Source organism: Fusibacter bizertensis (assembly GCF_029914245.1).
Lineage (GTDB): Bacteria > Bacillota > Clostridia > Peptostreptococcales > Acidaminobacteraceae > Fusibacter_C > Fusibacter_C bizertensis.
In genome coordinates this window covers 54,110-77,393 of sequence record NZ_JARYZI010000009.1, presented here as the reverse complement: position 1 = coordinate 77,393, position 23,284 = coordinate 54,110, and the positions used below count along the sequence as shown (strand labels likewise).

Here is a 23,284-nt window from a genome sequence, read left to right as displayed (position 1 = left end):
AGTGTACAAAGTATTGATCGTTGATGATGAACAAATCGTTTGTGATGCTATAAAATATATCATCTCCAAAAGAGAAGATAATTTATTGGTTTGTGGTACAGCTAGTAATGGTAGAGAAGCAATTGAACAAGCTGAAAAATTGACACCTGATATTATTTTTATGGATATTAGAATGCCTGGTATCAATGGGATTGAAGCCATAAGAGAAATCAAACATATGTACCATGATATTAAGTTCGTTATTATTTCAGCTTATGAACAGTTTGAGTTTGCTAAACAAGCTGTTCAATTGGGTGTGAAAGAATATATATTAAAACCAATCAACAGGGCTAAACTTAACCAGATTCTAGATCAGGTGATTGGTGAGTTAGATGGTATCCGTGAACAAAAAGCACGTGATTTAGAAACGATGGAACGTCTTTATAATATGATGCCATTTTTAGAAACTGGGTTCATTTACTCGATTCTCACCAACAGTGAAGCCTTGAATGAGATGAAAAAAGTCATTAAATTGCTAAATGTAAATTGTGAGCAAGGCTATTTAATGGTTTTTCAATTTCATATGCATGATGATGATCATCAAATAGATGTATTGAACACACACTCAAACCTTCATGAAAAAGCAGATCAAATAAGGGAAATTATTAAATACAAATGTAATGCAATCGTAGGACCACTTATGATTAATAAAATGGTAATTTTTATTCCTTGTAAGCAAATGGATAACGATTATGATGGTCGTGTTGAATCAATGGCATTGGCAGAATGTTACAGGGAAAGCTTCAAGAAGCCCTATCTCTCAAGTGCTCTATAGGTATAAGTAGTACTGTTGGTTTGTCAGAACTATACTATGCTTATGGTCAAGCAAATAAAGCAGTATGCAAAACCGTTGGCGACGAAATTTTTCATATAGCAGACCTGTATGCTGATCATGAATTCTCAAGGCAAAGACTAAAATTACAAAATCAAATGATGGACAACCTTTCGAGAGGGCGTTTAGAAAAAGCAAACAAATATTTTGATGCCCTATTTGAGTACGTTGGTCATCAAAAGGATAGTATTTTTGAGCTTGTAGTTTTAATGTTTAGAATTGCGCATGAAGAGGGAATTGAAGAAAATGAGTTGCTTGATTATTCAACGTACTTGGATGAAATGAGTAAAATGAAAAGTAATAGTGAACTTTACCAGTGGATTTTATCACGTATGAAGTACATCTCAATTCGAATTCAAGAAAAAAAAGAACAGAAATGTAGTGCATTGGTTGAACGTACAAAGACGTTGTTAAAATCAAATTATACTGATGAATTGACACTTGAAGGTGTTGCAAGGACACAAAATATCAGTCCGCAGTATTTGAGTAAGCTTTTCAAAGAAGAAACTGGATACACTTTTGTTGAATTCTTAACCCACTTAAGAGTTGAATATGCACAACAGCTTATGATAGAATCTGAATTTTCAATTAAGGAAATCTGTTATAAAGTAGGCTATAGTGATCCCAATTATTTTAGTAGACTTTTTAGAAAACAAACCGGTTTTATGCCTAAAACTTTTATTAGTCAATACAGAACAGATAAGCTATAACTAGAATGCGGAGGTACTTATGAAGAAAATTCTCACGTTCAGTATCATAGGCATATTGTGTTTGATTATAGGTATGCTTTATCTATTAAATGATTCAAAAAAAGTGATAGAAGATGATAAAATAAAAATTGGCCTAATGGTGGATTCACTTGTTATAGAAAGATGGCAAAAAGATAGAGACATTTTTATCTCCAAAGCAAAGGCTTTAGGTGCGGAAGTTATATTAAAAAATGCAAATGAAGACTCACACTTACAAGTTCAACAAGTAAAAGAATTAATTGAAGCCAAGGTAGATGTAATCGTAATTATACCTTATGACCGCGAGGCGATAGCGCCTATTCTGAGACAAGCCAAAAGAGAAGGTATAAAGATTATTGCTTATGATCGTTTAGTCGAAAAAGGGGACGTTGATTTATATATGTCTTTTGACAACGTAAAAGTCGGCGAGCTTATGGGAGAAGCTATTTTGGAGAAAGCACCAACTGGAAAGTACATAATTATTAATGGTTCTCCAAAAGATAACAATGCCTATATGTTTAACAAGGGATATATGTCAATATTGCAAGCAAATATTGATGCGGGTCAAATTGATATAATCGCAAATGTTTGGGCAGATGATTGGCGAGAGGTAGTAGCTTATGATACCGTAAGTACCTTAATCGATTCAGGTGAGCATATAGATGCAATCATAGGTGCAAATGACGATTTAGCAGAAGGTGCAATAAGAGCTTTACTAGAGCGCCAATTAGCGGGTAGTGTTTTTGTTTCAGGTCACGATGCTAATTTATCCGCATGCCAGCGAATAGTGGAAGGGACGCAAACCATCACTGTTTATAAACCCATCAAGAAACTCGCTCAAAAAGCAGCTGAAGTAGCAGTTGATATAGCAAACGGTAAAGCAATAATCAGTGATCAGTCTATCTATGATGGAGAATTTAACGTTCCATTTATTATGTTTCAACCAACACTTGTAGATGCATCCAATATGGTATCTGTGATTATAGATGATGGGTTTCACACAATGGATGAAGTCTATAGAAACATTCCGACTAAGGAATGGCCAAAGCCTTAATATAGTAGTAAATATATATACACTAGACATTTTTAACATTGAAATGTGTCTAGTGTTTTTTTAATGCTTATTAAAATAATTTAAATATGTCTAGTTTTTTGTAATTTGCTCCATTCTATAATTGTTACTAAAAAGATACAATTTAGATGCATTTGAAAATAAGAATTTGGGAGGGTGTTATGAAAAAATTGGGTATTTTGTTGTTGCTAATAGTAGTGATGGCAACACTATTTGCTGGATGTGCAAAAGAAGAGTCAAATTTAATTGGTGTTTCTATGCCAACGAAATCTTTACAACGTTGGAATCAAGATGGCGCTAACATGAAAACTGAACTAGAAAAGAAAGGCTACAAAGTCGAACTTTTGTATGCTGAAGACTCAGTAGATCAACAAGTAAAAGACTTAGAAAATATGATTACTAAAGGATGTAAAGTACTAGTGGTTGCGTCGATAGATGGTGAAGCACTTAAAGGCGTACTTGATGAAGCTGGAAAAGCTGGTATCAAAGTTATCGCGTATGATCGTCTTATCAGAGGTAGTGAGTATGTTGACTATTATGCAACATTTGACAATTATTTAGTTGGTGTTTTACAAGGTAATTATATCATGCAAACACTTGGTCTAGATAAGGGAGAACAAGGGCCTTTTACAATGGAAGTATTTGGTGGTTCACCAGATGATAACAACGCATACTTCTTCAATGGTGGTGCAATGGATACATTAAAACCATATATTGAAAGTGGCGCACTTGTCATAAAATCTGGTCAAACTGATATGTCTCAAATTGCAATTCAAGGCTGGAAATCTGAAGGCGCTCAAGCGAGAATGGATAACTTATTAACTGCTTTCTATGCTGATGAACCAGTTGATGTAGTACTTTCTCCAAATGATAGCTTAGCACAAGGTATTGTTGCTTCATTAAAAGCAGCTGGTTATGGATCAGCAGATCTTCCATTCCCAATTTTGACAGGACAAGATTGTGATACAACTAACGTTAAGATGTTAATCGCTGGTGAGCAATCAATGTCAGTGTTTAAGGATACAAGAACACTTGCAACTAAAGTTGTTGAAATGGTTGAAGCGCTTATGAAAGGTACAGAACCACCAGTAAATGATACTGAAACATATGATAATGGTGTAAAAGTTGTTCCTTCTTATCTTTGTGAGCCAGTATTTGCGGATGTAAATAACTATAAAGCATTACTTATTGACTCAGGTTACTATACAGAAGATCAACTTAAGTAAGGTGAATGCATGCTGTGGCCTTAAAGTCACAGCATGACTTTTGTTAGAGGTGTGTTATGTCAGAATTAATATTGGAAATGAGGGATATTACAAAGTTGTTTCCAGGAGTTAAAGCGCTAGATAAAGTAAATTTACAAGTAGAAAAAGGCGAGATTCATGCACTGGTTGGAGAAAATGGCGCAGGGAAATCAACTTTGATGAGCGTTTTAAGTGGTATTTATCCTTATGGTGACTATGAAGGCGAGATATATTTTGAAGGTGAACTGTGTGCTTTTAGAGATATAAAAGAGAGTGAGCATAAGGGAATAGTCATTATTCATCAGGAGCTTGCACTAAGCCCATATATGAGTATTTCTGAGAATATATTTTTGGGAAACGAACAAGCAAAGAAGGGCATAATTGATTGGAATTTAACGCATAATAAAGCTAAAGAGCTTATAAAATTAGTAGGGCTTAAAGAAAGTCATACGACACTTGTTAAAGATATTGGTGTTGGTAAACAACAGTTAGTTGAAATTGCAAAAGCTTTATCAAAAGATGTAAAACTGTTAATACTAGATGAACCAACTGCTGCACTTAACGACGAAGATTCTGAACATTTACTGAATTTATTGATGAAAATTAATAAAGAAAAGAATATTACTTGTATCATTATATCGCATAAACTAAATGAAATTACAAAGATATCAAATCAGATCACGGTTATTCGAGATGGTGCTTGTATAGAAACACTTAATAAAGAAAATCAAGTAATTACAGAAGATCGAATCATCAAGGGGATGGTTGGTAGGGATTTAGTGGATCGTTTTCCAAAAAGGGATGCGCAAATTGGAGAAGTGACATTTGAAGTTAATAACTGGACTGTTTATGATCCTATGGATGAGTCCCGCAAAAAATTAGATGATATTTCATTTAACGTTAAAAAAGGAGAAATACTTGGAATTGCTGGATTGATGGGATCTGGTAGAACTGAACTTGCAATGAGCTTATTTGGAAGGGCATATGACAAGAAAATATCAGGTGAAATCATTAAGTTAGGTCAAAAAGTTGAATTTAAAAATGTTCAGCAGGCAATTGACTCAGGCCTTGCTTATGTGACGGAAGATAGAAAGCAAGCGGGGTTGATTCTTATAGATGATATTAAACACAACATTACTCTTTCTAATCTCAAAAATATAAGTAGAAGATTTGTCGTCAACGAGAATCAAGAAAAAACAATATCTGAATCTTATAGAGGTAAACTAAATATTAAGTCTTCAAGCATCCATCAAAAAACAGGCAACTTATCGGGTGGTAATCAACAAAAGGTTGTTTTAAGCAAATGGATATTTACCGAACCTGATGTTCTGATTTTAGATGAACCAACAAGGGGGATTGATGTTGGAGCAAAATACGAAATTTATACCATTATTCAACAAATGGCGAATGAAGGCAAGTCAATTATAGTTATTTCGTCAGAACTTCCAGAAATTTTGGGTATTTGTGATAGGGTATATGTCATGAATGAAGGCAAGATTGTGGGAGAGATGGACCGTAAAGACGCAAGTCAGGAAAGTATCATGACTTGTATTTTACAGTCTATGCATTAAGGGTTGGGAGGATACGATGGAACGATTAAAAAATGCATTTAAGAATGGCTTTAAAAATAATATGAAACAGTATTCCATGCTTATAGCTTTGGTTTTCATAATGATCATGTTTCAAATTTTGACAGAAGGTATTCTACTTAAGCCGATAAATGTCTCACGACTTATTTATCAAAACAGTTATGTCTTAATACTTTCAATTGGTATGTTACTCTGTATTCTAACAGGTGGTAATATAGACTTATCTGTCGGTTCCATAGTAGCATTTGTAAGTGCTTTATCAGCTCTTTTCAGTGTTACTTTTGGCCTTCCTGTATGGGTTTCAATCATACTTGGACTTTTATCGGGACTACTTGCTGGTATGTGGCAAGGTTTTTGGATTGCTTATGTGAAGATTCCACCCTTTATTGTAACGTTAGCTGGTATGCTTTTGTTTAGAGGGATCAACAATATTATATTAAATGGTAAAACAGTGTTACTACCAGAGCTTTATACAAAGATTTCATCAGGGGTTATTCCAGATGTGGTAGGAGGTACCTCACATCTAACTACAATCTTGATTGGAGCACTTTCTGTTTTGGGATTTCTATTGCTCAGTCGAATATCTAGATCCGAAAAAATGAAATTTGGGTTTGAAGTGGAATCAAAGACCGCATATTATACAAGACTTTTCATTATATCATTTGTCATTATGCTCTTTAGTTATTGGCTTTCACTTGCAAATGGCCTTCCAATTATACTCGTTATTTTAGCAGCATTAATCTTGTTTTATGCATTTTTAACTCAAAAGACTGTTGTTGGACGACATATCTACGCGATGGGTGGTAATCGTAAAGCAGCTGAACTATCAGGTATAAAAACTAAAAAAATTCTATTTTGGGTATATGCGAATATGGGACTACTTGCTGCAGTTGCAGGTATTGTTTTTGCTGGACGTCTTAATTCTGCATCACCTACAGCAGGTGATGGGTTTGAACTCGATGCAATTGCAGCGTGTTTTATAGGCGGTGCTTCAGCAACTGGTGGTGTTGGTACTGTTATGGGAGCAATTATTGGTGGCTTTATTATGGGAATCTTAAACAATGGGATGTCCATTATGGGTATTAGTGTTTTTTGGCAACAAATTGTTAAAGGGCTTGTATTGTTACTTGCCGTAGCTTTTGATGTTTATTCAAAATCAAAAGTTAAAATAAAAACAGCTTCATAATATGCATAAATTGCTGATATATTTAATCCCCTAAGATGAAATGACTAAAACGATTGGAACTAGAATCCGTTTTAGTCATTTTTTCTTATAAGGAATATTGAACTTTGTATTGTTCGATTTTTTTGCCCTTATAGCTAATCGCATTCACTGGACAGTTATGGATACATCTTGTGCAGAGCATGCACTTATTACTAAAAGCCTTCTCTTTGAAATTAATATTAGTTTTAGGACAATTTTGCTCACATTTTCCACAGCCAATACAAGAAGCCTCAATCGCAAAATTTTTTCCCATTGATTTAGCCATGATACGGAAAACATCAGCTAATAGGTCTATCATTAAAACTGAGTCTTTAAACTTAATTGCACTTTCTATTGTAAAAGAACTATTTGAAGAGAGACTATCAACAGATTCTATAATCATTTGACTAGCAGTTTCAAACTGTTTTTTTTGGATTTTCTCTGGTGTAGGATCATATTTATCAACATAAAAATTCCTAGGCATTTCGAAAGTAAGGGTATCAATGACCTTATATCCTCTTTTCATTAGCTTTTTACCAATAGACTTAATGCCATTTGCATTTAAAAGTCCAGCAGATGTTGAGTAAACGATAGCTTTCTTATTGCTGACATGAGGGATATTCTTTCTTACCCAATTGAGGAGATCATCGGGCATATTGCCAGCATAGATTGGACCACCTATGATAAGCAAATCATGCGCTTCATTTGTTTTATATTCTTCAATACTCTGAAGGGATACAGTGTGTCCGTTTTTTTCAAGTGCCTCTTTATAACCAATTGCAATAGCTTTCGTATTTCCTGTCCCACTAAAATAAATAATTGAAACTTTCATTATTTTTCCTCCAAATTCAACGCTATTTTTTTTAAAGTAAGTATAACTTGGTTTAGTTCTTTTGAATCAAGATCCAGGGTCATTATGTTATTTAATTTTATAAACTTTGACATTAATTCTGACTTAAATTCAATCCCCTTTTTAGCAAGTTGATATTCACGCAAACTTTCAGAATGACGCATTATATAATCGTGTTCAACTAGTTTTACCACACTTCTGCTGATATTTCCTTTATCAACATTTAATGTAGTTGAAATTTCATTTTGTGAAAATGTTTTATGCGGATTTGCATAAAAAAGCATGAGAATTTGAAGTTGCCCCATACCAATTCCATAGGGTTTGAGATCTCGTTCAATTTTTGTTTTGATCTCTTTATTAATATTAAAAAGCAAATCACCTAATTGATCAGTTTTGTTCATTATTAACCTCCAAAGATATAAGTAAACAAACTATTGTTGTGTGCACAACTCGATATTGAAATTATAACACACAAAAGTTGTGTGCACAACAATAGGCTGCAGTTTAGTTGTTTCTAAGGCGTTTATTGATATGAACTGATGGGTAGATAATAAATATTACAATCATATAAATATCAAGAAAGGTGATAGACCTAAATGATAAAAAGAAGACTCAAACTAATAAGTGGAAAAATAGATAAAGTAAAAATAGAAATGAATAGATTATCTGAAAAGCATAAAACTCTAAAATTTATTAAGGGAATTGTAAAACGAATCAAAGATGATCATGTAGGTGATATAAGTGCTCAAATCACATACTATCTTCTGTTGGCGCTTTTTCCCTTTATGATTTTTTTACTAAACTTACTGATGTACTTTGATATTGATCAGACAAAAATGATGGATACAATTAGTAAGATTATGCCAGCAGAGTCAAGTAGTTTAGTTTTTAATATTGTAAATGAAGTGATTGCCAGTAGTGGTGTAACGCTTTTATCTATCGGTATGATAACAACCTTATGGAGTGCTTCTAAGGGCGCAAATGCAATCATAAAAGGACTTAACAAAGCTTACGATGTAGAGGAAGAAAGATCGTTTTTTATAGTAAAAGGCGTTGGTGTTTTGGCGACTTTAGGCATTCCCATCATTATCATTGCATCTTTTTTGTTCTTAGTTTTGGGGGAGCAAATAGGAACATTTATTTCAGATAATTTAGGACTAACAGATTATTTGGGTTTATGGGAAATGCTAAGATTTCTTATTCCTTTATCAAGTATGACTTTATATTTTACTTTCCTTTTTAAACTAGCACCTAATCGACATATCAAGTTTAAACAAGTAATAGCAGGAGCGCTGTTTTCAACAATAGGATGGATCACCATCTCAGCACTATTCTCTTTTTATGTAAGTCGTTTTGGAAACTTTTCAAAAGTCTATGGTGGAATTGGTAGTATCATTATATTATTGCTTTGGTTAAATCTGAGTAGTACAATACTCATCATTGGTGGAGAGATCAATGCTGAGATAGCAAAACCATGCGTAGATAGAAGAAAAAGTGATTAGAATTACGTTAATATGAACCATTTAAACTTTATTTGAAACCTTAATTTTGATATGCTACACTAGTTGCAGTAAACAATATTTAGACATATCAGTAGTTAAAGGAGCCTTATTATGTTTAAAATTGCAATCTGTGATGATGAAGTAAAAGAAGTTGAATATGCATATGGAATGCTCAATGATTATAGTGAAAGTTATCCAGAGTATAATATAAAATTATTTGCATTTTCCAGCCCATTGGAACTTTTAACATATGTATCAGAGAATGGTGGGTTTGATTTAGTGTTACTTGATATCTATATGACTGGTATGCTTGGAACTGATGCTGCCCGTGAATTGCGTAGCCTGGGTGATAAATGTGAAATAATATTTCTTACTTCTTCACGTGATCATGCGATTGAAGCATTTGAGTTGGATGCAGTACAATATATTCTTAAACCATTTAACGAAACTACTTTAAAAACTAATTTGGACAAACTTTTTAGTAGGCTTAATATAAACAATAGACAGATTATTACTATGAAAACTTCAAAGGGTATCTTTAGACTCGCTCCTCGCAACGTGATATTTACTGAAACTGGGAAAAATAATTATCAGATTATACACACGATTCAAGGTGAAAAGTTAGAAGTACGTATGACTGCTTCCGAACTGTATGAACTACTATCACAAAATAAGTATTTTATAAAATGTGGTGCATCTATAAATGTGAATCTAAAATATGTCCGTCAAATTACAAAAGACACCATAATTTTTGATTCAGGAGAATCTATCAATTACCCATATCGCATTTATCCAAAACTTAAAGAGCAATTTATGAGCTTTCAAATGAATGAAGATGATTTAAAAGTCATGCAATTTCCCCAGAAATAATGTAAATCTCCCCAAAAACATAATTTCAGTAACAGTTATGGTAGACTAAATATGAGTTTACTTATAAGGAGAAGGTCAATGTGGTATGTCATTTTCATTTTTATATCTTTTTTGCAATCTGTGATTGGTTTTACACTGATGTCTTCTTCAGTAATGCGTTTTCGAGAACCTATAAATAAAATAGTGACAGCGGGTCTATTTGTGATGTTCCTTGGAATAAGTCTTCTTTGTTATACTTTATATACAAAGGGAATCAACTCTGTGGATCGATATGCAGTACTAGTGATATTGGTCATAGAACTTTCTTGGTATTTGATATGTTCGGCTGATAATTTTTTTGTTTCGATGTTCAGTTTTTTAACTTTTGTGAATATCTATGTATCTATCAGTTATATTAGTGATAATCTAGCGATACATAAAACGGGACTCTCATTTGTAAATGAACGGATATTGATTAGAATGTTAATCTACATCGTGATCTTACCACTCTTATTTAAGTTTGTTAAGCATCGCTTTCGAAAACTTGTAGAAGTCTTGGATCACGAATGGCGTTTTGCTACTATTGTTCCGTTTATGTTTTTAATGATGCAAATAATGGTATTATATTATCCATCACCATACTGGCATTGGGAAAATAAGGAGTGGAATAAAGTTATTATTATTACGCTATACCTGTTGTTTTTAGCAGTATATTACCTATTGTATATACAGGCAAATGCTATTGTTGATAAATATGCTCTAGAGAAACGCCAATTGTTAATGGGGCAACAAGAAAAATTATGGGAAGCCGAGCTCGCTAGGCAAAAATCTGCTGCTGCAAATACGATGAGACAAAGGCACGATATGCATCATCATAATGCGGTCATAATGGGGATGCTACAATATGGAGAACTTGATAAATTAGGTTCATATTTAAAGAGTTTTGATGAAGCTTTAGATACTCATCAAGCTAATACCTACTGTGCAAATCCCATAGCGAATAGTATACTAAATGTTTATGCCAACAAGGCTAATATAGAGGGAATAAAGACTATATTTAGAGCTAGTATACCTGAGAAGGTAGGAATTGATAATGTTGATTTAACCTGTGTGCTTGGTAATTCATTAGAAAACGCGCTTGAAGGTTGCTTAAGAATATCGGAGAATATTCAAAAGGAAATCTCAGTAACAGTAAAATATATTGATCAAAGATTGCGAATTCAGGTTGAAAACACCTGCGTAACAGATCTCATTTTTCAAGATGATTTACCTATTACACAAAAATCAAGTGGAGGAACAGGTACAAAAAGTATCCTTTATACAGCTGAAAGGTATGATGGAACTGCAGGATTTTCTGTTGTAAATGGAAAATTTATAACACAAATTGTTCTGAATTCCAACTAATAGTAAAAAAATATACATTGAAAGACTGTCTATTATCAAAGACAGTCTTTTTTGATGGTATTTAAAGAGAGAATTGAAAAGCAATCACCCCAAAAAAGATGTCAATTACCCCAAATTCATAATCTCTTTCGATTTTCTGCTATGATGTAATTTGAAATTGTAAGAAATTTTCGACACAAGAGGAGACGGTAATGAAAAAATACAAGAAAAAAAGCATATTTAAAGTAGTGATGACACATTTATTAATATTAACAATGTTGATCTCGTTATTTCCGCTATACTCTTTGCAATCATATGCGGTTGATTATCCAACAGCTTTGGTAAATGGAAGCTTTGAATATCCAGGCAATTTAATATCTACAGGTTCTCAGTGGTGGACCAATTTTTACCCGTTTGATATCTCTGGGCATAGTGCAGGGAGCTATAAAACTAGCATGGACAGTGGAACAATCCCCGATTATGATCCTACTGAATTTGGATGGGATACAACATCCACAGGTGTAAATAGATTATTTGAATTTGGCAGTGATGCCAACTCAGCTACAGCAGATTGGGGGGTGAAATTTGTACCAGATGGTAGTCAATTTATTGAGCTAAATGCTGCAGAGGTTTCTGCCGCATTTCAAGATATTCAGACGACACCAGGACAGATTATTTACTGGTCTCTCTATCAAGGTGGGGTTTGGTATGTTAATAAAACCAACATAAACAACACAATGGCAGTTAGAATTGGAACGCCAGATAATCTTGAAACTGGGACGATGAAAGACTCTAATCAAACAGTATATGATCAAGAATGGATAAAGAGAACTATTTATGAAGTCGATAATATGACAGAAGTTTCAGTAGTTCCAGATGCATATGCTGGAAAAGATAGCAATAAAAAAGAATTATATACTGAAGTAAAAAGATGGACGAAGTATGAAGGCATTTATGTTGTACCAGAGGGGCAAACCCTAACTAGATTTGCTTTTGCAAGCCGAGCAGCAACAGATCCAGAATCGGGAAATCTCCTTGATGGTATCGTATTTAGAACAGCGACAGAATCAGAAGTTGATGACCTAACCTCTTATAAGGTCACTTTCGATGGCAATGGAAGTGACGGAGGCTCTACTTTAGCACAGTTAATTAGTAAAGATGAAACCCAGGCATTAACAATGAATGGATACACAAGGACTGGTTACAGCTTTGCCGGATGGAATACACAGGCAGATGGCAACGGGGATGATTATACTGACGGTGCAAGCTATACAGCTACAGCTGATAGTACCCTTTATGCAAAATGGTTAAGCATGAGCTGTGACATCAGTAGCTTTAGTATCACAGCTCCAGAAGTCGCAGGAGTAATAGAAGGTACAAATATAACGCTAACAGTACCTTTTGAAACGGATGTAACAAGTCTAATTTCAAATATTTTAATTTCAGCAGGAGCTACGGTTTCTCCTTTGAGTGGCGCTACAACTGATTTCACCTCTCCAGTTGATCATATGGTAACTGCTGAAGATGGAATAACGACAAAAACATATACAGTTACAGTTGTGGTTGCATCAAATGCCGATATTACATTAGTTGCTAATGCTAAAAATGTTGCAAGCAATACACATTATGAAGATATGACTCAAGCAGAAGTTACAAGTGAGACTGTTGTCGAAGATGCGATTAAAATAGCTGCAGAATCATCTGTAAATAATGGTGATATCGCAATAGAAGTTAATAAAGTAAGCTATTTAGCACCAATCGCTGGAACCAGCGCCAACCATGCTGGTATCAATGGTAAATATGAGTTTACATTAACAGTTCAAAAGGGAGTAGTTTCATATACTACGGAAGTCAAGCAAATTGTAATTGTTGCTACACCATATGTTGAAATTACTAAATATAATATTAGTGGAAAAGTAACCGATGAGACACCATCTGATGTTCAAGATGCAATTGTCAAAATCATGAAAGGTCAAAATCAAGTCGGCTTATCAACATTAACTGCAAATGATGGAACTTTTGCCATTACTGATTTGCTTAGTGGCACTTACAACCTCGTGATTAGCAAAGGTGGTAGTGTTCGAACAAAAGTTATCACTATAAGTAATGCGAACTATGATTTAGGAACAATAGAGCTTTCATCAAGTAAAACAAACAGTATCGTTGAAGTAAAGACGAATACCCCTTCAATTGTTGTGGGGGGGTTAGATGATCAATTTGCCGCACCAGTTACTGCAGACAAAGTTAAAGGAATTACTTCCCTTGATAATGATATCGTTACTAGTGGTGGATCAGTTGAAATTAGGCTAGTCGCAGATAAAAAAGACAATACAACAAGCAATGCGAGTAATATAATCGCAACAGCTACTTCAAATGGTAAGACGGTTGGTATTTTTCTCGATCTATCAATTTTAAAAACGGTAAAGAATAACCTTGGCGTTGAAATTCCTACACAATCCGCAGTAATATCAGAACTGCAGAGTTTAATAGAAGTACTTATTCCATTAGAGGATTCAGTAAAAGGTAAAAACAACTACGTAATTTATCGTTTTCATGGAAGTTCAGTTGATACGATCACTACTGTCGCAAACGGAGATGGTGAAAAATTAGAACTAGTTAACAATGGCACAATACTGAAACTTACCACCAAGAAATTTTCTACTTATGCAATAGCGTATACTTCACAAGCTTCTGCAAATGATAATAATCCAGTTGTTGAGAATAAAATTGTATTACCTCAAATAACTGTGATTCAAAGCGAAGGTGGAAAGATAGATATCAGCATAGATAAAAAATCTGGAACGATTATTCCAGAAGATGGTTATGTGATCGCTGATGTTATTATTGATGAAATAAGTATAGGCGCTGTTGAAAATTATCAATTTACAGATAATAACAGTCACAAAATAGCTGCAAACTTCGTTAAGGAAACAGCAATTCCTTATTATCTTGAGAATGGAGAGCGGGTTTTTGTAGGTATGTCAGCAATAATTGGAAATACGTATAAATATATTGCACCTAAAGATGTTTCTATTCTATTTGGTGAAAATATCAAAAATTTTAAAGATAATACAACTAATTGGTCTAAATCAAGTATTGATTTTATCACTGAAAGAGAACTTTTACCGGGAACAAGTCAAGATTTATTTAGTCCTAAATTGGGGATGACAAGGGCAATGCTTGTTACTGCAATCGGTAAATTGTATGAAAGTTCATATGGTACAATTTCAGGTATTAGTCATTTTTCAGATATAGATAGTGATGCCTATTATGGAAAATATGTTGCATGGGCAAATAAAAATGGAATCGTTACAGGTATAGGTAATAACAGATTTGCTCCAGAGCGTAACGTTACCCGTGAAGAATTAGCAGTAATTATGTTAAACTTCGCTAGAGTTCTAGACATATATGAACCGTCAAATATTTCTCTAAACTACAGTGATTGTTCAAGTATTTCAACATGGGCGATTGAGGGAGCTATATATTGCCAAGAAAGTAATCTAATCACTGGTCGAGAAAATGACAGTTTTAGTCCCAAAAGTGATGCAACAAGATCAGAGGTTGCAGTAGTTTTAGGAAGATTTGTTTTAGCCTCTATTGAATAGTGTCTGAGCAATAACGAATATTTGTAAGTGGCATGGAACTATATGTAGTTTCATACCACTTTTTTTGATATAATTCAACTAAAGTGAATATTTAAAAACTAAGGAGTAAGTAGATGAGTGAATGTATATGTAGTAGCTGCAAAAATTTAAAAAGCATTATTGATGAAAATGATATAGAAGGTAATAGCATTAATGAAGCGTGTGAATTTGGTTTTCCTGCTGACGGGTGTTCTGAATGTGAACTTGATGGATGTGATTTAACGTGTACACATTATTCAAGTGACGAGACAGAACAAGTACAAGTGGTGACAAAAAATTGTGCTTTATGTGATACAGAGCTTGAAGTAGTTGCAGGTACTGCTGAAGAGGGCGCTGTTTACTGCGTTTCGTGCTATTTATCAAAGCATTAATCCAATTGATTTGAAAGGAATATTAAAAATGGCAATTCTTACACTGCGTTTAAATGAAGACCCAATCTTGAAAAAAAAATGCAAAGAAGTAACAGAAGTAAACGATAGAATACGTCAACAACTGGATGATATGATGGAAACACTTCATTCTATTGATACAGGTGCAGCGCTTGCTGCCAATCAAGTCGGGCTACTGAGACGTTTGGTCGTTATCGATTATGAAGGCTATCTTTTGAAGCTTGTAAACCCTAAAATTGTCGAGGCAAGTGGTGAACAAGAATGTATCGAAGGGTGTTTGAGCTTTCCAGACGTTTACGGGAAAACGATTCGTCCTCAAAAAGTGACTTTTGAAGCACTTGATGAAAATGGAAAGAAAATAGTTTTAACTGTAGAAGATCATATGGCAAAGTGTGTTTGCCATGAGTTTGATCATCTTGATGGAGAAGTTTTTATTGATAAAGTAACAGAGTTTTTAGAATTTTAAAAAATGCATTAAGATAAGGCTATAAGAAACATCTGTAGCCTTATTTTTGTTAAGTCATAAAATATTTTGTGAAAGTTAATTTAAATCATATATAATCTAATAGAACTAAGCTTAATTTAGCAAAGTGTTTTGGAGGTTTTATGAAAGTTAAACAGAGCATGATTGATAAAGAACTAAGGGCAACGGGCACTTTTATCAAACTGATCAACAATACATTCACTGAAAATCGTTTTAAATTTTTTAATAAACTGACGAGAAAGTTCAAACATAAGATGATAGATTCTGCGATTGATACTGAGATTAAATGGATAGTTCGTCCAGACGGTACAAAGCTGAGACTCTGTATTTTCAAGCCACTAGTACCTAAAGCCGATGTCCCTGGTATTTTATGGTTACATGGTGGTGGGTATGGACTTGGTGTACCTGAACAAAGTACCGCAATGTTTAAAAGTTTGATAGAGGCCAGTGACTGTGTAGTCGTTGCACCAGATTATAGGTTATCAGTAGAAGCACCCTATCCAGCAGCACTAGAGGATAGTTATCTGGCACTTTTATGGATGAAAGAGCATATAGAAACGCTTGGGATTAGGGAAAATCAACTTATGGTTGGTGGAGAGAGTGCAGGCGGTGGCTTAACAGCAGCACTGACACTATATGCAAGAGATAGAGGAGACGTGGCTATTGCATTTCAAATGCCATTATATCCCATGATAGATGACCGGATGGATACAGTGTCCGCGGTAAATAACAATGCGCCTGTATGGAACTCAAAGTCAAACTATAATAGTTGGAGCTTATATCTAGGTGACCTTTTCAAAACGAACAATGTACCTTATTACGCTGCTCCCGCAAGAGCTTTAGATTATACTTATTTACCTCCTACAGTGACCTTTGTTGGAGAACTAGAACCCTTTAGAGATGAGACGATAGCATATGTAAAAAAGCTTAAAGAGGCGGGATGTAAAGTCGATTTCAAAATTTATGAAGGTTGTTATCATGGATTTGATATTGTTTGCCCCAAGGCTAAAGTGAGCAGAGAAGCCAAAGAATTTCTCATGCAGGCTTTTAAGTATGCAGTGGATCATTATTTTGCTAATCAACCAACTCAGAAAGGAAATATAAATGATCAATCCCAAAGTACCAAGTAAACTTGACGCAGTAGAGAATTTTACAGACTATATACAAGAACCATTACAAGAAGAAATGCCAGTTTCTGAACTTAGAATAGTGAAAGAGACGATCCTCTCTCAAGGATATCCAAAAGTAGATATAAGAAAATCTATTTTTGAAAATTGTACATTCAATCAATGTAATTTTGAAAAAGCTAGTTTTATCGATGTAATCTTTGAGAGTTGTGATTTTTCTAATAGTAAATTTTATGAATCTTATTTTGAAAGATGTCACTTTATATCGTGTAAATTTACTGGCGCGAATTTGTCAGATTCAGTTTTTAAACATGTGCTGTTAAAAGAATCAAAATTTCAATATACGAACTTTGATCGTTCGCAGTTAACAGATGTAAAGCTTGTAAGAACTGACTTTACTGAAGCATCATTATCAGAGGCGAAACTCAAAAGATTTGAAACGACTGAATCAAAGTTTATTAAAAATAATTTTTTTAAGACAATGCTAACTTCAATTGATTTTACGGAAAATGAGTTGATTGCACCAATGGTGTCTTTGCCACCAGTAGAACTTAAAGGGGCTATAATTAACGCTTTTCAAGCATCAGATCTCATTGGTTTATGGGGTGTAGTTGTAAAGCATTAATTATGATGTAAATGTAAATTAATTAAAAACGATCTTGTGAATATGTTGACGAAGAATAATGGCGATGCTATAGTTGTATGTACAAACAAGCGAGGGGTATGTGATGAATAAAGAAGTAAATAAAGAAACAAATAAAGAAACAAGCAAAGAGGATATAGAGAAGAGAAACTGTAGGCTGAATACTTGTGTATTTTTTTCTACTACAAAACTAGCAAGAGAGTTTAACAAAATTGCTGAAGAAGCTTTTAAAAAGACGGGGTTATCACCTAGTTATGCAGTGCTGATCTATATCTTAAATCAAACAGAAAAGATGCATCAAAAAGAACTTGGCGAGAGGATGTTTTTAACACCTTCGACCATTACACGTTTTTTAGAAAAGCTTGATGCGAAGGGGTTAGTGACCAAGACTTCAGAAGGTAAAAATGTCTATGTGAGCTCAACTGTAAAAGGGAAAGCACTACAAGCAGAAATTGTTGCAGCATGGAATGAACTTCATACAATTTATGATGGTATTTTATCGGAAGAAGAGACAAGACAATTTGTAAATATCAGTAACAAGCTTATAGATAAATTGGGCCAATAGCAGAATCTAACTCACTCGTTTGTTTGAATATGAGTTTAATATGAGAGGTCTATTATGAATGCAATTTTTAACCGTAGAAGCATCAGAAAGTTTAAAGAACAAGCTGTAGAATCTGAAAAAATTGAGAAACTATTGAGAGCTGCTATGCAAGCACCCTCTGCTGCCAATCAACAACCATGGGAATTCATCGTTGTACAAGATAAAGAAGCACTTGGAATGTTATCTCAAGTGTCTCCTTATGCAAAGCCTGTAGCGAATTCAGGCGTGACTTTTGTACTAACAGCAAATGAGAAATCTTTATTGGTACCAACTGCTTGGCAACAAGACATGAGTGCATCAGCACAAAACTTATTGCTTGAAGCAACAGAACTAGGACTTGGTGGCGTCTGGTTTGGTGTGTCAACATCTGATGTTGTGATGGACAATGTCAGTAAGTTATACGATCTACCTAGTCATATCAAACCGTTTGCTTTAATTGCAGTAGGGTATCCTGATGGACAAGATAATGTTTTTGTAGATCGCTATCAAGCTGAAAAAGTTCATTTTGATAAGTGGTAAGAAAGTCTTTTTAAAGCGTGTTGCATGCTTACAGAGAGTTTGTTCTTATGTTCTTCTAGGCATTGACTAAGGAGAAGTTCTTGCGTCGTACGGTCAGTCACACTGATCTGAACTGTAAGAGGGTGTCTTTCTATCAGGACTGCAATCTCGATTAAAGGTAACTTTGAAAGGATAGCTTTGATTTCTGATTTTGAAAGTGATGCTTCTTCAACAAAGTCTTCTAAATCCTCTAAGGATTTAACTTCTTTAAGAATCAGGGCAACACGATCACTGGAATATCTACATTCGGATAATTCTTCAAGAACGATACGGAAAAGTTCATCATTCATTTTGGGAGCAGCATGATACAAAAGTTCTTTATCTTTTGTAGGTGCTGCTTTTATATAGATGACTTGTTCAAGTGTATCCATTTTGAGTGCGAGGTACACACGTGAAACGATGACTGGTAATACGCCTATGATATATCTTTTGGAAGATGCATGGTCAAAGCGAAGCTGATCTAACAGCGCGATAGTTGACTCTTTAAACTTGTGATAAAGCGCTTGCTTAGACAGTGTATGAAGTTCGGTATATAATCGCTCGATTTGAAAGGGGTTAAGCAAAAGCTTATTCACTTCTAGACCGAGGATATGACATGCAATCGCTCCTGTTAGTAATGGCTCAAAGAGGTTAATAATGAGCAAGTCATAATGTGCGTGCAACCCTTTGAGATAAAGATGTGTGTCCCCAGTGTTAAAGGAATTACAAAATTTGTTTTCATGATAGATAGACTGAAGAAAAGCAAGTATAAATTCGATGCCGTCAAGGTTTTCGATAGGTTTAATGGTTGGATAATCCGCAGTGATATGGATACTGTGTGCTTCAAAGCTAGGATCATAGAGCTTGAAAAAACCTTTTATGCCTTCGACAACCGTCTCGTTATAAGTTTCATTGGGCGTGTGATACAAAGTGCTTAATATAATTTTGTGCAGTTTTTTAGCTTTCTTTATAGATTCATTGATGCAATTTAATCCCAATTCATAGACTTCTTTTAGTGGTGTAGTTTTAATAATGTGAAGTGCATCATCGGGTGAGTCAAGTGATTTAAGGTAATGACTGATGGTAAATAAATTGGATTTCATTAGCATCTCAGCAATTTCCATGCGCACAGAACTACTTTTGCCTTGAGTAAACTGATCAACTTTAAATCCAAGTAGAGCGATTAAACTCACTTGAAAATGGTCTAACATCTCATCTTCTATGAGTCCCATAAGAGAAGCCGTATCTACCAGTGACTGAAAATAAAAGCGTTTGTCTATCTGCTTTTTATCCAGTACATAATTTTTACTCACAGCAAAAGTTTCTTGGTCTACTATGGGATTAAGCAATTTATTTTTTCGTTCGTTTGTACTATCGTTATTCATGGGATCGACCTCTTTATTTATATATTGAATTTAAAATGTTTTTAATTATAATTCAAGCTCATCTATTGCTTCAAGCTGAATATCTGAAATTTTTATTTCAAGTTCGTCTTCAATTGCAGTTTCAGGATGAAGTAGTTTTTCTAGGCCTTTGCTAGCGAGAAGCTCGGTTGAACCTTGACAATAGCCTTCAAATGCAGAGTACAGGTAAGCAATGAGTTGATCATCATTATACCTATCTAAAGATTCGTTTTTAAAATAATAAAAAAGCTCAATTAAATCATGAATTGTATCCTCGTAGTTTATATTATCAATATAAGCTGAATCAGAGAAAGTATAAATGATTTTGCCTATGATACTATCTGAAAATTCTATACGACCGTTGCTTTTTAGCGAATTGGTACGTGTATCAACTAGATATAAAGCTTGAGCATAATTGAGTGATAAACCTTTTGGTTCTGTAAAGTCATTACATCGTAAGACACTCTCGATGTTTTTTTCAAGGGTGGCAGGGGTGAAAGCAAATATGTTGGCTACTTTTAGGTCTAGTTGCATAATAAACTCCTATCGAATGGTTGATTTTGAAAAAACCGTTTTTAAATATTGACAAAAACGAAAAAATATGAAATAATACTAATGTAAGTTTGTATTGTTGGCAAAATAAAACTTTCAAATTTAATTCTATCACTATTTAGATGATTAGTCAATAAACTAGCAAATCGAGAATTTGTTTTTTATTGGCTTTTTTTGTTTTTTTGACCATGGAAATCTACTCTATCTTTCAAATGGAGAATCTGCGATAATATTATTTAGAGGCTCTAGTGTTTTCAGTGTAGTAGATGAAATGATGTAGTCATCAAATGATGAAGAGAGGGTATATGTCGATATCACTTTATGAAGCAACAAAACTGCATACGTTTAGGAAATTTAGATTGGTTTCAGGTGTAGGTGGTCTTGATAATCCTGTCGATAAAGTAGGGATATTAGACTGGGAATTTTTTTCAAGACAAGAGGGACAGTTTGTTCATGGCGAGTTCGTGCTGACGAGTCTCTTGTTTGCTAAGGATCATCCAGAATATATCTTTGAAGCTGTACGGGATCTGATAATAGATGGTGCAAGTGGTCTTGCAGTAAAAAATATCTATTATAGTGAAATGCCACCAGAAGTCATTGAATTATCAAATGAAAAACGTTTCCCAATTTTTATATTTGACAATAGTGCTTATTTTGAAGATATCATCACAGAGGTAAATGATCGCATTCGCTTTGCAGACAGTTTTGAACTGATGGAGGCGAAAGTCGATTTATTGGCAAATAAGCAATTAGATAAAAATACAGTTAAAGAAGTTGCCTTGGAGTTGAATAGTCATTTTTGTGATAAACATCTTGTAATTTATCTTAAAAGTAAGAAGTATCTTCATGACGTGACTTTTATGACCTTTATTGAAAAAGCTAAGAAGCAAAAGTTATTTCATAAAAGTACAAGTCTAATAAAATATCAAACTGGTCTGTTAATTGTTATAACTTGGAACGATGTTATAGCTGTAGACAAAGCGATCCAAAGTGCATATGCCTCACTTGAAGAAGTAGCACTTAATATCTATGATTTTCATGTTGGAATCAGTTGTTCGCATGAAAGTCTATATGATATTGATTTTGCAATAAATGAAGCTTTTTATGCACAAAAGATTGCCGCATACACGCAAAAAGATCAAATGGCTTTTTCTGAAATAGGGATTTATCAAATTTTATTACCTTATTGTGATGACCATTGGGTTCGAACCTTTATGAGGCAAATGGTTGATCCTATACTCAAATATGATACGCAATATCACTCTGAGCTTTTAGAAACAGCAATCGTATATGTGACACATTATGGGAACGCTCAAAAAGCTGCTGATGTTCTTTTTGTTCATAAAAACACGATACGTTATCGTCTCTCAAAAATTGCAGAAATTTTAGGTTTTAAAGAAGATGATGAGTCTTTTTTTGAACAGCTATCAGTGGCTATAAAGTTGCATCAACTGAATCAGATTCAAAATAGATAAACAGCCTTTTGTATAACAAACAAAAAAAGGTTGTTTTTTTTGTTTGTTGAACAATGACATAAAACGTTAATACTGATAAAATAAAGTATAATTAAAAAGCATTTTATGAGTATATTAAGTAGATAAAATTTGAGTCATGGGGGCATTAGATGAACAAGAGAGTACTGGCGAATATGGCACTTTTATTGACAGCTGCAATATGGGGATTTGGTTTTGTAGCACAGCGCGTGGGTGCAAAGTACATCGGCGCTTTTACCTTTAATGGAATTCGTTTTGGACTAGGGGCAATTTCATTGATACCTTTGATCCTATACATGGATTCTAAGCGAAAGAGGTCTACCAGAGTAGCGGTTCAAAAGACCGTGGTGGAGACGGCGACAGACAACATCCTTAAAAGTACCATTTTACCTGGCGTTTTAGTAGGGGCTGTTTTATATGTCGCAGCGACCCTCCAACAAATTGGCTTAGCATATACGACTGCAGGAAAAGCTGGTTTTATCACTGGTCTGTACATGGTTTTCGTGCCTTTGTTTGGCATCTTGTTAAGACACAAAATTACGAAGAACTCTTGGGCAGGAGTGATCATAGCTGTTATAGGGCTATATCTACTGAGCGTTAATGAAGGGTTTAGTATTGCTACTGGTGACTTTTTGGTACTAATTGGTGCCATATTTTGGGCAATCCATATTTTAACGATTGATCGTTTTGCCAATTCAGTAGATCCGCTTAAGCTTTCTAGCATACAGTTTGCAACGTGTTCAATCTTAAGTATTATTACAGCTTTTTTCACGGAAGTTGTTACCTTAGAAGGGCTAACAGGTAGTTTAATCCCACTGTTATATGGTGGACTCCTTTCAGTTGGGGTAGCATATACCTTGCAAGTCGTGGCACAGAAACATGCAAAGCCTTCCCATGCAGCGATTATACTAAGCATGGAATCTGTATTTGGAGCAATAGGTGGTGCCTTATTATTAAGTGAGCGTATGAGCATGAGAGGATTAGTGGGATGTGGCTTCATATTAACGGGAATTCTCATCTCTCAGATGAATTTTTCACCAGCAAAAAAGAAGGTTAAACCTGCTCTGGATTAGTCTGAAATTTAACTTTAACTCTAGGTTCATATTCACGATCAGT

Annotated in this window: 22 protein-coding genes; 18 read left to right on the top strand and 4 right to left on the bottom strand. The window is 34.4% G+C overall.

Annotation, left to right across the window (positions count from 1 at the left end):
• The first annotated feature begins 1 nt into the window (after position 1).
• The 6 genes from QE109_RS13100 to mmsB all read left to right on the top strand — a co-directional run bounded on the left by QE109_RS13100 (position 2) and on the right by mmsB (position 6,690).
• Positions 2–814 carry a response regulator gene (locus QE109_RS13100; protein ID WP_281094989.1) on the top strand — a complete coding sequence of 271 codons (813 nt, stop codon included), beginning with the start codon at positions 2–4 and terminating at the stop codon, positions 812–814.
• Entirely contained in the window at positions 766–1,581 is an 816-nt protein-coding gene (locus QE109_RS13095) for a helix-turn-helix domain-containing protein (protein ID WP_281094988.1), read from the top strand. Before QE109_RS13100 ends, QE109_RS13095 begins: the two co-directional genes overlap by 49 nt.
• Before the next feature lie 19 nt (positions 1,582–1,600).
• On the top strand, positions 1,601–2,653 hold the full coding sequence (locus tag QE109_RS13090; RefSeq protein ID WP_281094987.1) for a D-xylose ABC transporter substrate-binding protein: 1,053 nt from the start codon (positions 1,601–1,603) through the stop codon (positions 2,651–2,653).
• Positions 2,654–2,832: 179 nt separating this feature from the next.
• Positions 2,833–3,897, top strand: a complete 1,065-nt coding sequence (gene chvE, locus QE109_RS13085) for a multiple monosaccharide ABC transporter substrate-binding protein (RefSeq protein ID WP_281094985.1) — start codon at positions 2,833–2,835, stop codon at positions 3,895–3,897.
• Between the two features lie 56 nt (positions 3,898–3,953).
• A complete protein-coding gene (gene mmsA, locus QE109_RS13080) occupies positions 3,954–5,486 on the top strand; it encodes a multiple monosaccharide ABC transporter ATP-binding protein (protein WP_281094984.1) in 1,533 nt (510 codons plus the stop codon).
• A 16-nt stretch (positions 5,487–5,502) separates the two neighbouring features.
• On the top strand, positions 5,503–6,690 hold the full coding sequence (gene mmsB / locus QE109_RS13075; RefSeq protein ID WP_281094983.1) for a multiple monosaccharide ABC transporter permease: 1,188 nt from the start codon (positions 5,503–5,505) through the stop codon (positions 6,688–6,690).
• Positions 6,691–6,775: 85 nt separating this feature from the next.
• Here the strand turns inward: mmsB and QE109_RS13070 are convergent, their stop codons facing one another.
• Positions 6,776–7,540 (bottom strand): EFR1 family ferrodoxin, encoded by a 765-nt coding sequence (locus QE109_RS13070; RefSeq protein ID WP_281094982.1) that lies wholly within the window; start codon positions 7,538–7,540, stop codon positions 6,776–6,778.
• Positions 7,540–7,959, bottom strand: a complete 420-nt coding sequence (locus QE109_RS13065; protein WP_281094981.1) for a MarR family winged helix-turn-helix transcriptional regulator — start codon at positions 7,957–7,959, stop codon at positions 7,540–7,542. The genes QE109_RS13070 and QE109_RS13065 overlap by 1 nt, the downstream gene beginning before the upstream one ends.
• A gap of 195 nt (positions 7,960–8,154) precedes the next feature.
• Between QE109_RS13065 and QE109_RS13060 the strand changes: the two genes are divergently transcribed.
• The 10 genes from QE109_RS13060 to QE109_RS13015 all read left to right on the top strand — a co-directional run bounded on the left by QE109_RS13060 (position 8,155) and on the right by QE109_RS13015 (position 18,702).
• Positions 8,155–9,060 carry a YihY/virulence factor BrkB family protein gene (locus QE109_RS13060; RefSeq protein WP_281094980.1) on the top strand — a complete coding sequence of 302 codons (906 nt, stop codon included), beginning with the start codon at positions 8,155–8,157 and terminating at the stop codon, positions 9,058–9,060.
• Between the two features lie 111 nt (positions 9,061–9,171).
• Positions 9,172–9,930, top strand: a complete 759-nt coding sequence (locus tag QE109_RS13055) for a LytR/AlgR family response regulator transcription factor (RefSeq protein WP_281094979.1) — start codon at positions 9,172–9,174, stop codon at positions 9,928–9,930.
• 78 nt (positions 9,931–10,008) lie between these two features.
• Positions 10,009–11,313 carry a sensor histidine kinase gene (locus QE109_RS13050; protein WP_281094978.1) on the top strand — a complete coding sequence of 435 codons (1,305 nt, stop codon included), beginning with the start codon at positions 10,009–10,011 and terminating at the stop codon, positions 11,311–11,313.
• 191 nt (positions 11,314–11,504) lie between these two features.
• Positions 11,505–14,897 carry an S-layer homology domain-containing protein gene (locus QE109_RS13045; protein ID WP_281094977.1) on the top strand — a complete coding sequence of 1,131 codons (3,393 nt, stop codon included), beginning with the start codon at positions 11,505–11,507 and terminating at the stop codon, positions 14,895–14,897.
• 113 nt (positions 14,898–15,010) lie between these two features.
• Positions 15,011–15,307 (top strand): hypothetical protein, encoded by a 297-nt coding sequence (locus QE109_RS13040; protein ID WP_281094976.1) that lies wholly within the window; start codon positions 15,011–15,013, stop codon positions 15,305–15,307.
• 28 nt (positions 15,308–15,335) lie between these two features.
• Complete coding sequence (def, locus tag QE109_RS13035; protein WP_281094975.1) at positions 15,336–15,791, top strand: peptide deformylase; 456 nt, start codon at positions 15,336–15,338, stop codon at positions 15,789–15,791.
• A 140-nt stretch (positions 15,792–15,931) separates the two neighbouring features.
• On the top strand, positions 15,932–16,939 hold the full coding sequence (locus QE109_RS13030) for an alpha/beta hydrolase (protein ID WP_281094974.1): 1,008 nt from the start codon (positions 15,932–15,934) through the stop codon (positions 16,937–16,939).
• Complete coding sequence (locus tag QE109_RS13025) at positions 16,914–17,561, top strand: pentapeptide repeat-containing protein (RefSeq protein ID WP_281094973.1); 648 nt, start codon at positions 16,914–16,916, stop codon at positions 17,559–17,561. The genes QE109_RS13030 and QE109_RS13025 overlap by 26 nt, the downstream gene beginning before the upstream one ends.
• A gap of 103 nt (positions 17,562–17,664) precedes the next feature.
• Positions 17,665–18,144, top strand: coding sequence for a MarR family winged helix-turn-helix transcriptional regulator (locus tag QE109_RS13020; protein WP_281094972.1), 480 nt, complete (start codon positions 17,665–17,667; stop codon positions 18,142–18,144).
• Between the two features lie 54 nt (positions 18,145–18,198).
• Entirely contained in the window at positions 18,199–18,702 is a 504-nt protein-coding gene (locus tag QE109_RS13015; RefSeq protein ID WP_281094971.1) for a nitroreductase family protein, read from the top strand.
• Here QE109_RS13015 and QE109_RS13010 read toward each other — a convergent pair.
• Both QE109_RS13010 and QE109_RS13005 read right to left on the bottom strand, forming a co-directional pair.
• Entirely contained in the window at positions 18,684–20,105 is a 1,422-nt protein-coding gene (locus tag QE109_RS13010; RefSeq protein WP_281094970.1) for a DUF6179 domain-containing protein, read from the bottom strand. The genes QE109_RS13015 and QE109_RS13010 overlap by 19 nt on opposite strands.
• A gap of 45 nt (positions 20,106–20,150) precedes the next feature.
• Positions 20,151–20,657: a DUF6323 family protein gene (locus QE109_RS13005; RefSeq protein WP_281094969.1), complete on the bottom strand. Its 507-nt coding sequence runs from the start codon at positions 20,655–20,657 to the stop codon at positions 20,151–20,153.
• A gap of 323 nt (positions 20,658–20,980) precedes the next feature.
• Between QE109_RS13005 and QE109_RS13000 the strand changes: the two genes are divergently transcribed.
• Both QE109_RS13000 and QE109_RS12995 read left to right on the top strand, forming a co-directional pair.
• Positions 20,981–22,150 (top strand): PucR family transcriptional regulator, encoded by a 1,170-nt coding sequence (locus QE109_RS13000; protein WP_281094968.1) that lies wholly within the window; start codon positions 20,981–20,983, stop codon positions 22,148–22,150.
• A 149-nt stretch (positions 22,151–22,299) separates the two neighbouring features.
• The gene (locus tag QE109_RS12995) at positions 22,300–23,241 is read left to right on the top strand and encodes a DMT family transporter (protein WP_281094967.1); all 942 of its coding nucleotides are present in this window, start codon (positions 22,300–22,302) and stop codon (positions 23,239–23,241) included.
• Positions 23,242–23,284: the final 43 nt, after the last annotated feature.